This window comes from Empedobacter sedimenti, assembly GCF_030005555.1.
GTDB lineage: Bacteria > Bacteroidota > Bacteroidia > Flavobacteriales > Weeksellaceae > Empedobacter > Empedobacter sedimenti.
The window spans coordinates 91,064-108,178 of sequence record NZ_JASCQG010000011.1 but is presented as its reverse complement, the minus strand read 5'-3'; the positions used below and the strand labels follow the sequence as shown (position 1 = coordinate 108,178).

At 32.7% G+C, this 17,115-nt stretch carries 18 protein-coding genes; 7 read left to right on the top strand and 11 right to left on the bottom strand.

Features of this window, described 5'->3' with window-relative positions; translation table 11 throughout:
- From murD to mraZ, 7 genes are read right to left on the bottom strand one after another with little or no spacing between them, the layout of a single operon-like run.
- Nucleotides 1-1,335: a UDP-N-acetylmuramoyl-L-alanine--D-glutamate ligase gene (gene murD / locus QHG34_RS11455; protein ID WP_282630341.1), complete on the bottom strand. Its 1,335-nt coding sequence runs from the start codon at nucleotides 1,333-1,335 to the stop codon at nucleotides 1-3.
- 2 nt (nucleotides 1,336-1,337) lie between these two features.
- Nucleotides 1,338-2,579 (bottom strand): phospho-N-acetylmuramoyl-pentapeptide-transferase, encoded by a 1,242-nt coding sequence (gene mraY / locus QHG34_RS11450; RefSeq protein ID WP_282630340.1) that lies wholly within the window; start codon nucleotides 2,577-2,579, stop codon nucleotides 1,338-1,340.
- A gap of 3 nt (nucleotides 2,580-2,582) precedes the next feature.
- Nucleotides 2,583-4,046, bottom strand: coding sequence for a UDP-N-acetylmuramoyl-L-alanyl-D-glutamate--2,6-diaminopimelate ligase (locus tag QHG34_RS11445; RefSeq protein WP_282630339.1), 1,464 nt, complete (start codon nucleotides 4,044-4,046; stop codon nucleotides 2,583-2,585).
- The gene (locus tag QHG34_RS11440; protein WP_282630338.1) at nucleotides 4,043-5,995 is read right to left on the bottom strand and encodes a penicillin-binding protein; all 1,953 of its coding nucleotides are present in this window, start codon (nucleotides 5,993-5,995) and stop codon (nucleotides 4,043-4,045) included. The genes QHG34_RS11445 and QHG34_RS11440 overlap by 4 nt, the downstream gene beginning before the upstream one ends.
- Before the next feature lie 7 nt (nucleotides 5,996-6,002).
- Nucleotides 6,003-6,362 (bottom strand): FtsL-like putative cell division protein, encoded by a 360-nt coding sequence (locus QHG34_RS11435; RefSeq protein WP_282630337.1) that lies wholly within the window; start codon nucleotides 6,360-6,362, stop codon nucleotides 6,003-6,005.
- Nucleotides 6,363-6,365: 3 nt separating this feature from the next.
- A complete protein-coding gene (rsmH, locus tag QHG34_RS11430) occupies nucleotides 6,366-7,271 on the bottom strand; it encodes a 16S rRNA (cytosine(1402)-N(4))-methyltransferase RsmH (RefSeq protein ID WP_282630336.1) in 906 nt (301 codons plus the stop codon).
- The gene (gene mraZ / locus QHG34_RS11425; protein ID WP_282630335.1) at nucleotides 7,264-7,725 is read right to left on the bottom strand and encodes a division/cell wall cluster transcriptional repressor MraZ; all 462 of its coding nucleotides are present in this window, start codon (nucleotides 7,723-7,725) and stop codon (nucleotides 7,264-7,266) included. Before mraZ ends, rsmH begins: the two co-directional genes overlap by 8 nt.
- A gap of 261 nt (nucleotides 7,726-7,986) precedes the next feature.
- On the opposite strand from mraZ, the gene QHG34_RS11420 reads away from it, so the two are divergent.
- Together QHG34_RS11420 and yihA are read left to right on the top strand one after the other, a co-directional pair.
- The gene (locus tag QHG34_RS11420) at nucleotides 7,987-8,769 is read left to right on the top strand and encodes an alpha/beta fold hydrolase (protein WP_282630334.1); all 783 of its coding nucleotides are present in this window, start codon (nucleotides 7,987-7,989) and stop codon (nucleotides 8,767-8,769) included.
- Between the two features lie 3 nt (nucleotides 8,770-8,772).
- Nucleotides 8,773-9,405, top strand: coding sequence for a ribosome biogenesis GTP-binding protein YihA/YsxC (gene yihA / locus QHG34_RS11415; protein WP_282630333.1), 633 nt, complete (start codon nucleotides 8,773-8,775; stop codon nucleotides 9,403-9,405).
- A gap of 46 nt (nucleotides 9,406-9,451) precedes the next feature.
- Here the strand turns inward: yihA and QHG34_RS11410 are convergent, their stop codons facing one another.
- The 3 genes from QHG34_RS11410 to QHG34_RS11400 form a co-directional block, all read right to left on the bottom strand.
- On the bottom strand, nucleotides 9,452-9,775 hold the full coding sequence (locus tag QHG34_RS11410) for a hypothetical protein (RefSeq protein ID WP_282630332.1): 324 nt from the start codon (nucleotides 9,773-9,775) through the stop codon (nucleotides 9,452-9,454).
- 46 nt (nucleotides 9,776-9,821) lie between these two features.
- On the bottom strand, nucleotides 9,822-10,241 hold the full coding sequence (locus QHG34_RS11405; RefSeq protein WP_282630331.1) for a type II 3-dehydroquinate dehydratase: 420 nt from the start codon (nucleotides 10,239-10,241) through the stop codon (nucleotides 9,822-9,824).
- Between the two features lie 191 nt (nucleotides 10,242-10,432).
- Complete coding sequence (locus tag QHG34_RS11400) at nucleotides 10,433-11,713, bottom strand: replication-associated recombination protein A (RefSeq protein ID WP_282630330.1); 1,281 nt, start codon at nucleotides 11,711-11,713, stop codon at nucleotides 10,433-10,435.
- Between the two features lie 114 nt (nucleotides 11,714-11,827).
- Here QHG34_RS11400 and QHG34_RS11395 point away from each other — a divergent pair, with 114 nt between their 5' ends.
- The 5 genes from QHG34_RS11395 to mscL all read left to right on the top strand — a co-directional run bounded on the left by QHG34_RS11395 (nucleotide 11,828) and on the right by mscL (nucleotide 14,438).
- Entirely contained in the window at nucleotides 11,828-12,232 is a 405-nt protein-coding gene (locus tag QHG34_RS11395) for a hypothetical protein (protein WP_282630329.1), read from the top strand.
- 58 nt (nucleotides 12,233-12,290) lie between these two features.
- Entirely contained in the window at nucleotides 12,291-12,797 is a 507-nt protein-coding gene (locus QHG34_RS11390; RefSeq protein WP_282630327.1) for a thioredoxin family protein, read from the top strand.
- A gap of 94 nt (nucleotides 12,798-12,891) precedes the next feature.
- Nucleotides 12,892-13,125: a membrane protein insertion efficiency factor YidD gene (yidD, locus tag QHG34_RS11385; protein ID WP_282630326.1), complete on the top strand. Its 234-nt coding sequence runs from the start codon at nucleotides 12,892-12,894 to the stop codon at nucleotides 13,123-13,125.
- The gene (lgt, locus tag QHG34_RS11380) at nucleotides 13,125-14,021 is read left to right on the top strand and encodes a prolipoprotein diacylglyceryl transferase (protein ID WP_282630325.1); all 897 of its coding nucleotides are present in this window, start codon (nucleotides 13,125-13,127) and stop codon (nucleotides 14,019-14,021) included. Before yidD ends, lgt begins: the two co-directional genes overlap by 1 nt.
- A 30-nt stretch (nucleotides 14,022-14,051) precedes the next feature.
- Nucleotides 14,052-14,438, top strand: a complete 387-nt coding sequence (gene mscL / locus QHG34_RS11375; protein WP_282630324.1) for a large conductance mechanosensitive channel protein MscL — start codon at nucleotides 14,052-14,054, stop codon at nucleotides 14,436-14,438.
- 76 nt (nucleotides 14,439-14,514) lie between these two features.
- Here mscL and QHG34_RS11370 read toward each other — a convergent pair whose 3' ends face one another.
- Complete coding sequence (locus tag QHG34_RS11370; protein WP_282630323.1) at nucleotides 14,515-17,043, bottom strand: TonB-dependent receptor domain-containing protein; 2,529 nt, start codon at nucleotides 17,041-17,043, stop codon at nucleotides 14,515-14,517.
- Nucleotides 17,044-17,115 lie beyond the last annotated feature (72 nt).

Here is a 17,115-nt window from a genome sequence, read left to right as displayed (position 1 = left end):
TTATAATTTGCGTACGTTTTCTTTAAATTGATCTCCACGATCTTCGTAACCTTTGAACAAATCGAAACTTGCGCAAGCAGGTGATAGAAGAACTGTTTCTCCTTTTGTTGCTAATTTATAAGATTGCTCTACACAATCTTTCATATTATTAGTTTCAACAATTGTATCGATGTATGGACTGAAAAAATCAACAATTTTTGCGTTATCAACACCCAAACAAACTATTGCTTTCACTTTCTTTTTTACGAAAGGCAAAACTTCGTTATAATCGTTTCCTTTATCAGTTCCTCCAACAATCCAAACCACTGGTTTTGTCATACTTTCTAAAGCAAAATACGTTGCATTCACATTTGTTGCTTTAGAATCGTTGATAAAATCAATTCCTCCAATTGTTAAAACAGGCTCTAAACGATGTTCAACAGATTTGAAATCTGACAAACTCTTTTTTAGTTCCTCGTTGTTAATATTAATAATTTTTGCAGCTACAGCCGCAGCCAATGAATTAGAAACATTGTGTTTACCAATTAATCCTAAATCATTCACTAACATTGTAAAATCACCATTCGAATCGTTCACACGGAACAATTCATTGTTTGCGTATGCTTCATTTGTTGCATCCATCATTGTGAACGGTTTGCGATGAGCGCGAATATCAATCTGATCAATCATCTCCATTGTTTTTGGATCATCAAGATTGTAGATAAAATAATCGTTTTCATCTTGGTTTTCAGTAATTCTGAATTTAGACTTCGCATACAAATCAAACTGATATTCGTATTGGTCTAAATGATCTGGTGTAATGTTTAGCAAAATTGCAACATACGGTTTGAAATCTGTTTTGATATCATCTAACTGAAAACTACTTACTTCTAATACATAATAATCGAAGTTGTCCTCTGCGACAGATTTTGCAAAACTTTTTCCGATGTTACCACCTAATCCTACATTTAATCCAGCTTGCTTTAGGATATGGAACATCAAACTTGTTGTAGTTGTTTTTCCATTAGATCCTGTAATCGCAATAATTTTTGCATCTGTGTAACGAGACGCAAATTCAATTTCAGAAATGATTGAAACACCTTTCGCTTCTAATTTCTGAATTAGCGCTGCTTTTTTTGGAATACCTGGACTTTTCATTACTTCATCGGCATTCAGAATCAAATCTTCTGTATGCTGACCTTCTTCATAAGCAATTCCGTGCTCCTCCAAAAGTTGTTTATACTTGTCTTTTATTTGTCCCATGTCCGAAAGAAAAACATTAAAGTTTTCTTTCTTCGCAAGAATAGCTGTTCCTACGCCACTTTCTCCTCCTCCTAAAACGACTAATCTTTTCATTTTTATCTAATCTTTAAGGTAATAATACTAATTACCGCTAAAATGATTCCGATGATAATTGCACGTACCACGATTTTACTTTCGTGATAACCTAACTTCTGAAAATGGTGATGTAAAGGAGACATCAAAAAGATTCTACGACCTTCACCAAATTTCTTTTTCGTGTACTTAAAATAAGACACTTGCAACATTACTGATAAACTTTCTGCGAAAAATATACCGCACAAAATTGGTAGTAATAATTCTTTACGGACGATAATTGCTAAAACAGCAATAACTCCTCCTATTGTTAAACTTCCTGTATCTCCCATGAATACTTGGGCTGGATAGGTATTGTACCAAATAAACCCTATCAAACCTCCCAAAAATGCGCCACAGAAAATCAAAACTTCTTCTGATCGCGGAATAAACATGATGTTCAAATAATCTGCGAACATTAAGTTTCCTGAAACGAAAACAAACATCGCTATCGCTGCCATAATCACTGCAGAACTACCTGCTGCTAAACCATCGATACCATCTGTTAAATTTGCGCCATTCGAAACTGCTGTAATGATAAAAATTACAGCGAAAATAAAAATTGCTGCAACTGCCCATGTTGGTCGATCTTGCACATCCATCCAAAATAAAATATCAGAATAGTTAAACTCATTTCCTTTCACGAAAGGCATTGTTGTCTCTAACGATTTTTCTTCTGGACCAAATTTTATTTGTCTACTATATTCTGTCATTTCTGTTCCTGTCGGAACTTTCACTCTATTTTCTTGATGCTTTACAGTAACTGTTGGACTGAAATAAAGCATTAATCCAACCACAATTCCAAGTCCTACTTGTCCTAAAACTTTGAATTTACCTTGTAAACCTTCTTTGTTTTTTCTGAAAACTTTGATGTAATCATCTAAAAAACCAATTACACCTAACCAAATCATTGAAACCAATAAAATGATGATGTAAATATTATCTAATCGAGCAAAAAGTAAAGTTGGAATTAATGTTGCCATAATGATGATTAAACCACCCATTGTTGGCGTTCCCGCTTTTTCGATTTGTCCTTTTAATCCTAAATCTCGAACAATTTCACCCATTTGTTCTTTACGTAAATAACTGATGATTCGTTTTCCGTAAAACAAACTGATAAACATTGCTAATAAAATTGCCATTCCCGCACGGAAAGACGTGTACTGAAACATGCGTGCTCCAGGGAAATGGATACTTTCTAGGTAATCAAATAAATAGTATAACATTCTCTATTTGCTCAATAGTTTACTTAATTCTGATGCAACTTCTACATCAGAAAAATGTGTTCTTACTCCGTTAATTTCTTGATACGTTTCGTGACCTTTACCAGCGATCAAAATAATATCGTTTGGTTCTGCCATTTTAAGAGCTGTTTTAATAGCTTCTTTACGATCAGTGATTTTTAATGTACGATTATAAAATTGTGGTTTTACACCTACTTCCATTTCACGAAGAATTTCTTCTGCATCTTCGGTTCTTGGATTATCTGATGTAAAAATAGCGACGTTTGATTTTTCACTTGCGATATCTGCCATTTCTGGACGTTTTGTTCTATCGCGATCACCACCACAACCTACAACTGTAATTAATTGCTCATTTTTTGTACGAATCGATTCAATCGTATTCAATACATTATCTAACGCATCAGGTGTATGTGCATAATCTACAATAATCACAATTCCTGTTTGCGTTTTAAATGTCTGAAAACGTCCGTCAACATTTCCTAAAGTACTTAATGCTTTTAGAACCTCTAATTCATCTTGTCCTAAAACAGAAGCTACTCCGAAAACTAACAATAAATTATATGCATTGAATTGACCAACCAGAGAAGTCCAGAATTCTTTTCCTTTGAATTCTAGCAACATTCCGTCAAATTGGTTTTCAATAATTTTACCTTTAAAATCTGCATCAGTTTTTAGTGCATACAATCTTTTTGTTGCAACTGTATTCTGCAGCATCACTTTTCCGTTTTTATCATCTGCATTAGAAATTGCTGTAGACGTTTTTGGTAAATCGTCGAAGAATTTCTTTTTTGCAGCAAGATAATTTGCAAACGTTTTGTGATAATCTAAATGATCATGTGTGATATTCGTAAATCCAGCAACTTCGAAATGCAAACCTGCAATTCTATTTTGATGAATCCCGTGCGATGAAACTTCCATAAAAGCATATTCACATCCACGATCTACCGCTTCACGAAACATTTTGTTCAACGTTAAAATATCTGGTGTTGTATGTGTAGAAGGAATTATTTCTCCATCAATCACAATTCTAATCGTTGATACCAATGCACAAGCATAGCCTAATTTTGTAAACAATTCGTACAACAAAGTTGTCGTCGTTGTTTTACCATTTGTACCTGTAACACCAACAAGTTTTAAATCTTTTGTTGGATTTCCATAAAAATTAGAAGCTAAAACACCTAATGCAATTGTTGAATTTTCAACTTTTACATATGTGATTCCGTCAACTAAAGTTTCTGGCAAAATTTCACAAACAATTACTTTAGCACCTAAACTAATTGCTTTTTCTATATACTGATGTCCATCTACAGTTACACCATGTACGGCAACAAAGACATCATCTTTTTCTACTTTTCTCGAATCAAATTGAACATTGTTGACTTCTACTTTCGTAACGCCAACCGTCTCAGAGATGGAAACCTTATATAGTAAATCAACTAAATTTCTCATCCTTCCAACATTAAATAAATTGTCTCACCCTTCTTAAATCTTGTTCCTGCAGGAATGGATTGATTAATTACCTTTCCAAATCCTGAATATTGTACGTCTAAACCTAAATTTTCTAATGCTGGAATTGCTTTAGTACCTGTATGACCAGTTACATTTGGCACAACACTTTTAGATTCACTTACATTTATTTTATCTCCTTTTCTAAACTCTTTTACCGCGTTCTTTTTCACTAAATCGCGAGGCAAAGGTATTGGAGTTTTTGAATATACCCAATCAGCAATTTTCTTAAAAACAGGCGCTGTTACACTACCACCATAATACCCTTTTGCAGTATTTGGTTTATGCACAACTACAATACAAGAGTATTTAGGTTTCTCTGCTGGAAAATACCCTGCAAAAGAAGCGCGATACTGCATTCCTTTTCCATCTTTTTTCCAATAATCAACACGAGCTGTCCCAGTTTTACCTGCAATATCATAATTACTATTACTAATAATACGACCAGTTCCTTGCTCTACTGCACCACGTAGCATTTCTTGCATTTGCTTTACATTTTCTAAGGAAGTCAGTTGATCAACCAAAACAACTGGTTTAAAATTCACGTCAGGTTCACCTTTTTTCGTGATTTTATCCATGAATAATGGTTTCAACATTTTTCCGTTGTTTGCAACTGCATTATAAAAAGTTACAATCTGAATTGGTGTCAATTGTAAACCATAACCATAAGCCATAACTGGCAAAGTAATATTACTCCACACTTTACTATCAGGACGATGCATAATAGGACGACCTTCCCCTAAAATATCAACACCTAATGGTTGTGTCATATGCCATTTATCTAATTTCTCAAAAAATGCATTTGGATTTTCTCCATAATATTGATTAATCAATTTTGCAGTTCCGATATTAGATGATTTTTTTATTACTCCATCTACAGTTAATGTTCCATAACCATGTGTATCTGTAATGGTACGACCATAAAACTTATAACTTCCGCCACCTGTTTGTACAGTAGAATTTTTATTGATATACCCATCATCCATAGCAGCTAACAAAGACACCGCTTTGAAAGTTGACCCTGGCTCTGCAGCTTCTCCTACAGCATAGTTATAATCATCTATATATGTTCCGTCTTTTTTACGAGATAAATTTACAATCGCACGAACTTTACCCGTTTCAACTTCCATTACAACTACACTTCCGTGTTGAGCTTCAAACTCAGAAAGCTGTTTATAAAGTGCATCGTAAGCAACCATTTGTAAATCTGCATCAATTGTTGTGTAAACTGACGAACCAGCTTGTGGTTCTTGCTCCCAACTTTTCATTGGTTTCCATTTACCACGCCCCATGAATTGTTCCCAACGACGACCTTCAACACCACTTAACAAATCAGAATAAGCCCCTTCTAATCCAACTTTTCCGCGACGATCATCGTAACCAATTGTACGTACACCTATATCTTGAACGATTAACTCACGTTTTGATTCAGTTTCATGAATAAAACCTCCTTTGTTTTGACCTTTGTTAAAAATTGGAAATTTTTTGATACGTTGATATTGTTCATAATCCAAATCTTTCACTAACATCATGTAGCGATTCTTCTTTTTACGTTCTGTAGAAAATTTGTCGTAAAAATAAGAAGGAGATTTTGTAAACATCTTACCTAAAGAATCGGCAAGATTATGCATTTCTGTTTTAAATAACTCATCTTTAATCACCGATAAATCCACATAAATATTATGCTTAGTTACGGTTGTCGCCATCAAAGCTCCGTTTGATGCATACAAGTTACCACGCTCTGCAGCAACGGTATCTAATCTGAAATTATTTTTTTCAGCAAAACGCTCTAATTCAACACCTTCTACAATATTGATACGAAACATAAAAACAATAATAAAGATGGCCCATATCGCAAGCGCGCCGGCAAATACCCATCCTTTGATGACCATATTGTTTTTATTTTTCGATGACGTCGTCATAAACTTTGTCTACAATATAATAAGGTTGTCTATCTGGAATTTTTAGACCATACACTGCTGTACGCTCCAAAATTTCCGTTTCTAATTGCATACGCATTAAATCGCGATGCTTATCTGTATACTGAGATTTTAAATCTTCAACTTTATCCTGTAATTCTGCAATGCGAACTACTTTACGATCTACCAAATGCGAACTCGAAATACTCAAAAAAGCTAAACCTACCAAATACAACATAAACTTCCAGTTTTGTTCTGAGCCAGTTTTTATCAAAAACTCACCTCTTAACAAACCTGTAAAAGTTTTTTTCTCTGGTAATATTTTTTTCTTTTTTGCCATTTATTAATCTTCGTTTCTCACTGCAATTCGCATTTTAGCGCTTCTTGCTCTTGGATTCTCGTTAATTTCTTCTTGTGTTGGCACAATTACCTTTGATTGCAAAGGCTTAAAAGGTGCTGACCAATTCCCAAAAACATCACGTTCAGGCTCTCCCTCAAACATTCCGTTTTTCATAAATCGTTTTGTTAATCGATCTTCTAATGAATGATACGAAATAATCACCAATCTTCCGCCTGGTTTTACGACATCCGTACATTGCGAAAGCATATCTTTTAACGCTGCCATTTCATCATTCACTTCGATACGTAACGCCTGAAACATTTGAGCAAAAAATTTATTTTCTTTCATTTTTGGAATAAATGAAAAAATTTGTTTCAACTCATCAATTGTTTCAATTTGTTTATCAGCTCTTGCTTTTACAACTTCTCTTGCCAAACGATATGAACCTTGTAATTCACCAAAATCATAAAAGATTCTTGCTAAATCTTCTTCTTCGTATTCGTTAATAATTGTCTTTGCAGAAAGCTTAGCATTCTGATTCATTCGCATATCCAATTCTCCATCAAAACGAGTTGAAAAACCACGTTCTGGTGTATCAAATTGATGAGACGAAACTCCCAAATCACCTAAAACACCATCTACTTGCTTCACTCCACGAATTTTTAGATTATTTTTTAGAAATCTAAAATTCTGTTCAATTAATTCGAAACGAGAATCGTCCATTTTATTACGAATCGCATCAACATCTTGATCAAACGAAAATAATTTCCCGTTTTGATCTAAGCGATTTAATATTTCACGAGAGTGCCCTCCACCCCCGAACGTACAATCTACATATATACCTGATTCGTTAATAATTAACGCATCAACACTATCTTTTAATAATACTGGATTATGATATTCACTCATCTACACCTAAATTTCCCATTACATCTTCTGCTAACGACGCAAAATCGATATCATCAACATTAATAGATTCTTCGTATTTATCTTTATCCCAAATCTCTATCATGTTAACAGAAGAATTTAACACTACCTCTTTATTAATGTCCGCAAATTTCACTAAATCTTTTGAAATTTGCACTCTTCCATTCGCATCAACTTCAACAATTTTTACACCTGCGGTAAAAATTCGAATGAAATCGTTATTTTTTTTCACAAATCGGTTCAATTTATTCAAATCATTCATCACTTTCTCCCACTCTTTCATCGGGTGAAGCTCTAAACAATTTTGAAACACAGAGCGCTTCAACACAAAGCCATCTTCCAAATAATCAGCCAATTGTTTCTTCAAACCCGCTGGTATTGGGAGTCTTCCCTTTGTATCGACCTTACACTCATATGTACCAATTAGTGAATTCACGATAGATTTTTTTCAAAAATAGAAAAAATATTACCACATATTACCATTTTTTACCACTTTTATTGAAATAGTTATCAACAATTCTAAATTTAGAATCAATGAGTTAAGCTAAAACATCCTTATACACTAGTTTTTAAGATAAATTATTTTTTATATAGACCTTGCTAATATTCTCTTTCTTCATCATTTATTAAAGTTTTTTACATAAACCCCTATTAAAAAAATATAATTAATTAAATTTGTCGACTTAATAACGAGTAAATGTTTTTTAGCTTAAAAAAGAAAGATAAGTTCTCTTACATAGAAGAAGGAGAAGGACAACCTATTGTTTTACTTCATGGATTAATGGGTGAACTTAGTAATTTCAGCTCTCTTACAGAATTTTACGCAAAAAGAGGGTACAAGGTTTTCGCACCAGAATTACCTTTGTATTCGCTATCTGTTATCAATACCAATATCAAGAATATTGCAAAACATGTTGCGAGTTTTATTGAAGAAGTTGTAAAAGAGCCAGCTATTTTAGTCGGAAATTCTTTGGGAGGTCACATTGGATTAATGGTATGTCACAGACATCCGGAATATGTAAAAGCGCTTTGCTTAACAGGAAGTTCAGGATTATACGAAAAATCTTTTGGAGAAACTTATCCAAAACGTGGTAATTATGAATATGTTGAACGTAAAACACGCGAAGTTTTTTACGATCCAAATGTAGCTACTAAAGAAATTATTGATGACGTTTTCAATACTGTTAACGATAGAAATAAAGCAATCAAAACTTTATACATTGCAAGAGATGCAATCAAATCTAACATGAAAGATGATTTGAAAGACATCAAAATGCCTGTATGTTTAATTTGGGGAAAACAAGATAATGTTACACCTCCGGAAGTTGCAATAGAATTTGAAGAAGAATTACCAGATGCAAGTTTATTTTGGATTGACAAATGTGGACATGCACCAATGATGGAACATCCTGAATTATTTAATGAAATTTTATACAAATGGTTGGTCGAAAAACAAATTGATCCAGCAACAAAAGCATAATTTATGATTAAGAAAGCTGAATTTGTAAAAAGTTCACAAAAATATACAGATTGTCCTCCGCCATTCAAACCTGAATATGCATTTATTGGACGATCTAATGTTGGTAAATCATCTTTAATCAACATGTTAGCAGAACGCAAATCACTTGCTAAAACTTCTGCAACACCTGGTAAAACACAATTAATCAATACATTCGAGATGGATGACACTTGGTATTTGGCTGATTTACCTGGATATGGTTTTGCGAAAGCTCCAAAAGGAGTTCGTGGAGGATTTAACCGAATGATTTACGATTATATCGAATTTAGAAAAAACTTGGTTAACGTTTTTTTATTAATTGATTCGCGTCATACTCCACAAGCTATCGATTTACAATTCATGGAATGGCTTGGGAACAAACAAATTCCATTCTCTATTGTTTTCACAAAGTTAGACAAGTTAACAAGTGCTCAAATGCAAAAAAACTTGAATCATTATAAAAATGAGCTTTTGAAAAAATGGGAAGAATTACCAAAAATTTTCGTGAGCTCTGCTTCAAGTAAAGTAGGAAAATTAGAAATACTTGGCTACATTGATAGTTTGAATGAACACCTTGTAGACGAATTCAAGAAAGAACAATACAAAAAAGAATATTAAATAAAAAAGTCGAAACTAAGTTTCGACTTTTTTATTGTTCTATTATTTATTCTCCAATTTCTGCAGACTTTGTTTGCAATTCTTTCAAACAAGGATCAACTAATTTCATTAAGCGATCTTGTAATTCTTTTGACGGACTATTCATCTGCATCATTTCTGCATAAGTAAATTCTCCTAACATTTTATCTGTTGCACAACTGCAGTAATCTTTTACTAAAGCTTTTTTTTCAGCAGACATTGTTGGTTGTAATGCAGCTTGTTCGCAAGAAGTCATTGCTTGTTCTCGCAATTCCGGATCATCTTTATCAGGTTTTGCATTACAGCTAAAAATAGTTAATGCCACACCAAGGGTAAAAAGTACGTTTTTCATAAGATTGATTGTTTTTAGAGTGGTTAAGTTAATGAATAATAATGAATTATTTCAAAAATTCTTCAACCGCCTCTACATAACCAGGCAAACCTTTGCCAGAAATAATTTTCAAACAATTAACTCCAGTCACACTTATTGCACGAAATCCTTCTCTTGCATAAATATCTGAAATATGTACCTCTACAACCTTTGTTGTTACTGCTTTTATTGCATCTGCTATTGCATACGAATAATGCGTATACGCACCAGCATTTAACACAATACCGTCATAAGTAAACCCAACTTCGTGAATTTTATCTATAATATCTCCTTCGTGATTAGATTGATAATAATGTAACGAAACATCTGGAAACAATTTTCTTAATTCAAGAAAATAATCTTCAAAAGTTTGAGTTCCATAAATTTCTGGTTCACGAACTCCAAGTAAATTTAAGTTCGGACCGTTTATTATTTGTATTTGTTTCATTTTCTTTATTTTATAAACTTTTAGGGTCAATTTATTTAAAAAAACTTTAATATTTTCTGTTTTATTAACATAAAAACGACTTTCGTTAACATTTATGGCATGCTTATTGTAAATTATAAATTAACCAACCCAACCCATATTTTACCAAATCTAAACCTTAAAAATCCTGACTAAAATTTAGTTGGGATTTTTTAGTATCCATACTTTCCTTTCCATTTTTGGTTAAGCGATTGCTTATCAACTTGCTCACGTTTATTATTTCCAGGTTCATAGAAAGTCGTTCCTGAGATTTCATCAGGCAAAAATTCTTGTTCTGCAAAATTCCCTGGAAAATCGTGCGAATATTTATACTCTTTTCCATAATCTAAATCTTTCATCAATTTAGTTGGTGCATTACGCAAGTGTAACGGAACAGACAAATCCCCTGTTTGTTTCACTATTTGTTGCGCTTTACCTATTGCCATGTATGTCGCATTACTTTTCGGAGAATTTGCTAAATATATTGCGCACTGACTTAACAAAATTCGGGATTCTGGATAACCAACAACAGAAACAGCCTGAAAAGTGTTATTTGCTAAAATCATAGCTGTGGGATTTGCATTACCAACATCTTCGGAAGCAGAAATTAACAATCTTCTTGCGATAAATTTAAGATCTTCGCCGCCTTCTATCATTCGAGCTAGCCAATAAACTGCTCCATTAGGATCTGATCCGCGAATTGATTTAATGAATGCTGAAATAATATCATAATGTTGTTCACCTGTCTTATCGTATCTGGCTAAATTTTGTTGAATACGCTCATGAACAACTTCATCATTGATGATGATTTTATCCGTTGGAGAAAAACTATTAATCACTAACTCTAATCCATTCAGTAATTTGCGCGCATCACCACCAGAATATCTTAATAAAGCATTAGTCTCTACTAATTCGATATTTAATTTTGATAAAACAGCGTCTTTTTTTATAGCTCGCTCTATTAAATCAACTAAATCTTCTTTTTCGAGATGTTTCAATACATAAACTTGCGCACGAGAAAGCAAAGCTGGTACAACTTCAAAACTCGGATTCTCTGTTGTTGCACCAATCAGCGTAACTAAGCCTGTTTCTACAGCACCCAACAAACTATCTTGTTGCGATTTATTGAAACGATGAATTTCGTCTATAAACAAAATCGGATTTTTAGTTCCCGAAAACAAATTCTGATTCTTTGCTTTTTCTATTACTTCACGCACTTCTTTTACTCCAGAATTTATTGCACTCAACGTGTAAAAAGGACGATCAGTTAATTCAGAAATTAATTGCGCCAAAGTTGTTTTACCTGTACCTGGAGGTCCCCAAAAAATCATAGAAGCAATCATATCATGTTGCAACATCATTTTTATCGGTCCATTTGGACCAACTAAATGTTTTTGATTAATATATTCTTCAAGCGTTTTCGGACGCATTCTTTCAGCTAAAGGCGCATTCATAAAATCCTATTTAGATTTCAAAGTTAGGTAAAGTTTCAACAAAATGTAAGTGTTTTTTCAGCGACGTATTTTGTCTTTTTGAATTAATTTATTTGCAATAGATAAAAATTACAAATGATGAAGAAAGCGTTAGAATGTGCTTTGATATTAACAAGAAAGCATCAACTTTTGGGAGATAAAATTGCTTTATCAACTGATTATTTAAAAAAAATTGAACTGAAAGATAAACAAGCAGAAATTAATAAACAAATGATTGAATTTTTGACAGAAATGCAAGAGTTTATCGAGTTTATCAAGCTTAATCAAGAATTAAAAATGATGTATAAAGAGTTGGTTAACTATTATTTTAATCAAATTCATCATCAAATTAATTTTTACGAAATAGAGTTGGATCGCTTAGAATTTGAATCAAAGTTTTCAATTAATGTTGTCAATCAAAGTAAAAGATTTGAAAAAAATTGTGAGATCAGTTCTGTTCAAGAAAAATTAAATTCTTGCTACAAATTAATTAAATCGTAATAAATTCAATTTGGCATAATTTTTTATTGTATTTTCGATTGAATATTTAGTATCGAAAATGAAAAAATTATCACTTTTCTTGAGCTTAATGTTGCTTACATTAAGTTTTGCGTTCGGACAACAAACCGAGAAACCAAAAATTTATAACGAGGAAGCAAATCCTAAAACTGATATTGCAAATGCTGTAAAAAAAGCTTCAGCAGAAAAAAAACATGTATTATTACAAATTGGTGGCAATTGGTGTGCGTGGTGTATAATGTTTGATAAATTGACAAAAGAAAATCAAGAAATCAAAGATTATATGGCTAATAACTATGAAGTTGTACATGTTAATTATTCTCCAAAAAACAAAAACGAAGCAATTTTAGCAGAATTAAAACATCCTGAGCGTTTTGGTTTTCCTGTGTTTGTTATTTTAGATGATAAAGGAAATTTAATTCACACACAAAACTCAGCGTATTTAGAAAGCAAAGAAGTAAAAGGACATGACCCTAAGGTTGTGTTAGAGTTTTTACAAGGTTGGTCTTACAAAGCATTAGATCCAGCTTCTTACATTAAAAAATAATTTTTATTTATAAAATCATTCAGAATCAACTAAAAAGGACGAAAAGTTTTTTGTTGGTTCTTTTTTTATTTAGACGAATGATTAACTTTGCGAGATGAACAAAATTTTGGTTACGCCATTTATTCTGTTGGTTAGGTTTTATCAATTAGCAATTTCGCCTTGGTTAGGTAGTAATTGTAGATACCAACCAACTTGCTCAGCTTACATGATTGAAGCATTAAAAGAACATGGTTTACTAAAAGGTTTGTGGCTCGGAACAAAACGAATTGGCCGCTGTCATCCATGGGGTGGACACGGTTATGATCCAGTACCTAAAAAGAAAAATTAATGATTAATTTAATCGCATTTATTGATTGGGATCCGAAACCTTATTTATTTGAATTAGGCGGATTTAAAGTACACATTTATAGTCTTTGTTGGATAGTAGCTTTTGTAATGGGCTGGTATTTGATGTCAAACATCTTCAAGAAAGAAAATCAGAAAAAAGAGTTGTTAGACCCTTTGTTCTTATACACTTTTATAGGTGCTATTGCAGGTGCACGCTTAGGCGAATATTTATTTTATGATCCATCAGCTTTTATAGAAAGACCACTAGAAGTCTTTTTACCTGTACAACACTCGCCTGGAAAAGAAGCTTTTTTTGGATTGTTACAAGATTACGAATTTGTAGGTTTTAGTGGACTAGCAAGCCACGGAGCTGCAATTGGTGTTATTATTTCTTCTTATTTATTTAGTAGAAAATACTTGAAACGCAATGTTCTTTGGTTATTAGATCGTATTGCTGTAGTAGTACCTTTTGGTGGAGCTGCAGTAAGAATTGGTAATTTTTACAACTCTGAGATTGTAGGAAAAGCATCAGAATTACCTTGGGCAGTAAAATTTCATCAACAAAGTTTGGGTTATGGTGAAATTATTCCTCGTCATCCAGCACAAATTTACGAAGCAATTGGCTACATTATTTTAGGTTTTGTAATGCTTTATTTCTACAATAAAACGGACAAAAAGAATTATTTAGGAGCTTTGTTGGGAATCTTCTTATTTTTCTTATTTTTAATACGTTTTGTAGTCGAATTCTTTAAAGAAAATCAAGGAGAAGAAGCAGTTGCTGAAACTTTAAATATGGGACTAAACAACGGACAAATATTAAGTATTCCTTTCATGTTGATTGGTTTATACTTATTTATCTCATCAAAAAACAGAATTAACACAATACAACCAAATTAATATTATAAACTTTGAAATAAATTTAAACTTATGGGATTTTTTAAGGAATTTAAAGAGTTTGCCGTTAAAGGTAACGTAGTAGACTTAGCTGTCGGTGTAGTAATCGGTGGTGCATTCGGAAAAATTGTAACTTCTTTAGTAGAAGATTTAATTACTCCGGCATTGTTAAACCCGGCATTAAAAGCAATTCATGCTGAAAATTTAGCTGCATTAGTTATTCCAGGAACTGCTATTAAATACGGAAGCTTTTTAGCTGCCGCTATTTCTTTTATCGTAGTTGCATTTGCTTTATTCTTAATGATTAAAGGAATCAACAAATTGAAAAAAGAAGCTCCTGCTGAAGAAGCTGCTCCAGCTGGACCAACACAAGAAGAATTATTAACTGAGATTAGAGATTTATTGAAAAATAAACAATAATATTTTTCTCTATTTTAAGAAAATAAAAAAGGATCGCAATTGCGATCCTTTTTTATTTTTCGATTTCCTAAGTACGTTAAGAAGCTGATTGCATTTGCATCTCTTCTCCTCCTCCCATTTCTTCTCCATCTGGGCGTTGCTTATTTTTTTGGTCTTTATCGTTAGAGTTTTTAAATCTATATGTAAACGATAAATTATATGATCTTACCATCCATCTCATACTTTCATAGTTTGTATAATCTTGAGCGAATGTTGTTGTTTCTCTTTTTCTTGAGTTAAATACATCACGAACATTAAAAGTTAATGTTGCTCTTTTATTAAACAAATCTTTAGATAATGAAAAATCCATTGATAAGTTATCTTCTGTTTTCTGTTGAGCAGTTTTTATGCTTCCCATATAGTTACCGGCAACCTGCACTTTAAAATCTGCTGGCAAAGTAAAGTTAGACGATAAACGTCCACGAGAACTAAATCCGTCACCAGAAAAATCCTGAGAATCTAACTTTGTAATTGTACCTCCTGTTGCAGGATCAATACTTTCGTTATACTCTTCATAATATCCAGTTCTTTTGTAACCAAATAAGTTAACATTCAACATCAAATTCCACCATTTTGCAGGGCGATAAGTAGCTGTTAAATCTAATCCATAACGATCTTCTTCACCAACATTGATTGGTTTTGTGATAAAAATATCTTCGTAAGTCATTGCTCCTAATTCGTTAAGACCATTTTCTCTGATATTTTTACGTTGAAATTGGTTAATCATATCAGTTGTTCTTTGATAAAACAAACTTGGTGTAACCATTAATTTTCCTATACTTGTGATGTAAGACAACTCTAACGAATTAGTATAAGTTGGATTTAAATCTGGATTACCATATCTAACATTTCTGTCATCTGTTGCAGAAAAGAAAGGCATTAACATGAATCCCATTGGACGACGAATACGACGTGAATAACTTAATTGAAATTCATTTTTATCAGTCAATTTATAGTTTAATGTTAACGTCGGAAATAAATCTGTGTATTTTTTAGAAATAGATTCGTTCGTAGTATAGTTTTTAATTTCCATATCCGAAGACTCTAAACGTAAACCTGCAAAATATTGGAATTTTTCACCAATTGCATTTCCGTATTGTGCGTAAGCAGCAAAAATATTTTGTTGATTATCGACATTTGAGAAGAATCGATCATCTGGAACTAAATTTCCAGCAGCTAATTGATTGAATGTTTTATTATCCGTTTTTGTATCATTAAAATCTGCACGAGCTCCTAGCTCAAACTTACCTTTTTCGCCAATTGGACGTACATAATCTGCTGTTACTACAACTGTATTTTGTTTTTCTAAGTTATCTGTTAATCTTAAACTTGAATCATTTGCTGATTTATATCCAAAGACATTACCATCTTCATCTTCTTTCTGAGTAGAAAATCTACCTGTAAAAACTAACTCGTGACCTTTTTTATCAAACTCATGTTTGTAATTAAAATCTAAATCAAAATTGTTTTCAATTTCTTTCTCATTCTGTAAATTATATTCATTTCTCAACAAAGTCATTCCATTGTCAAAATAATTATAATCAACTAATGATGTATTGTTACCATTATTATATCTGTAACCTGCAGATAATCCTAATGTATTATTATCATTCAGATAATATTCTGTTCCTAGACGAATGTTGTAATTTCTTCTAATTCGATCATTTGAACGATCTGTAGCTCTATAACCTGTAATTGCTTTAGATGCTGCATCAAAATTTGTCATAAAAGCAGCTCCTTCACCTTCACGGTCTGCATAACGTGTTCCTAAACTTGTAAACCAGTTAAATTTCTTTGTTTTGTAGTTTAAATTCACATTAACACCAGCCATTTTAGGAATTCCTCCATTTACTGTTACAGATCCATTGAAACCAGTATTTGTACCTTTTTTCAAAACAATATTAATAATACCTGCAGACCCAGAAGCTTCGTAACGAGCAGATGGATTAGTAACCAATTCTATTCGCTCTACATTTTCTGCTGGTATATTTTTCAGCGCTTCTGCAACATCAGAAACACCTAACATACCAGAAGGTTTACCGTCAATCAAAAACTTTACATTATCATTCCCTCTTAACGACACATTACCTTCCGCATCAACTTGTACAGATGGCACGTTAGCTAAAGCATCTGATAAATTTTGTCCTTGCGACATTGGATCGCTAGACATATCGTAAACTTTTTTGTCTAACTCTACTTTATAAAGTGGTTTTTCTGCTGTTACAACTGCTGTTCCTAACGAAACTGTTTGAGCAGATTTCACAGTAAACGTTCCTAAATCTATTGAACTATTAAGGTCGATATCTTTCTGAATTAAGTCATATCCCATTGGCTCTATAACCAAAATATAACGTCCTTCTTTTGCTTCCACAACAAATTCTCCTTTAGCGTCTGTCGCAGCTTCTGCAACTACGCCTTCTTCAGTATTCTCAAGCGAAATCGTCGTATATTCTACGGGTTTGTTATCGCCAGATAAGACTTTTCCTCTAATTTTTAAAAGTTCTTGCGCATTAACTCCTGCACAAATACAGATAAAAAGTAAAGCAAATAAATTTCTTAACTTCATTTGTTTAATTTTTCGTTTGTAGTTTTTAAATTTTACTATATTCTTTGACAAGCTATTTTGCAAAAGGTTTAA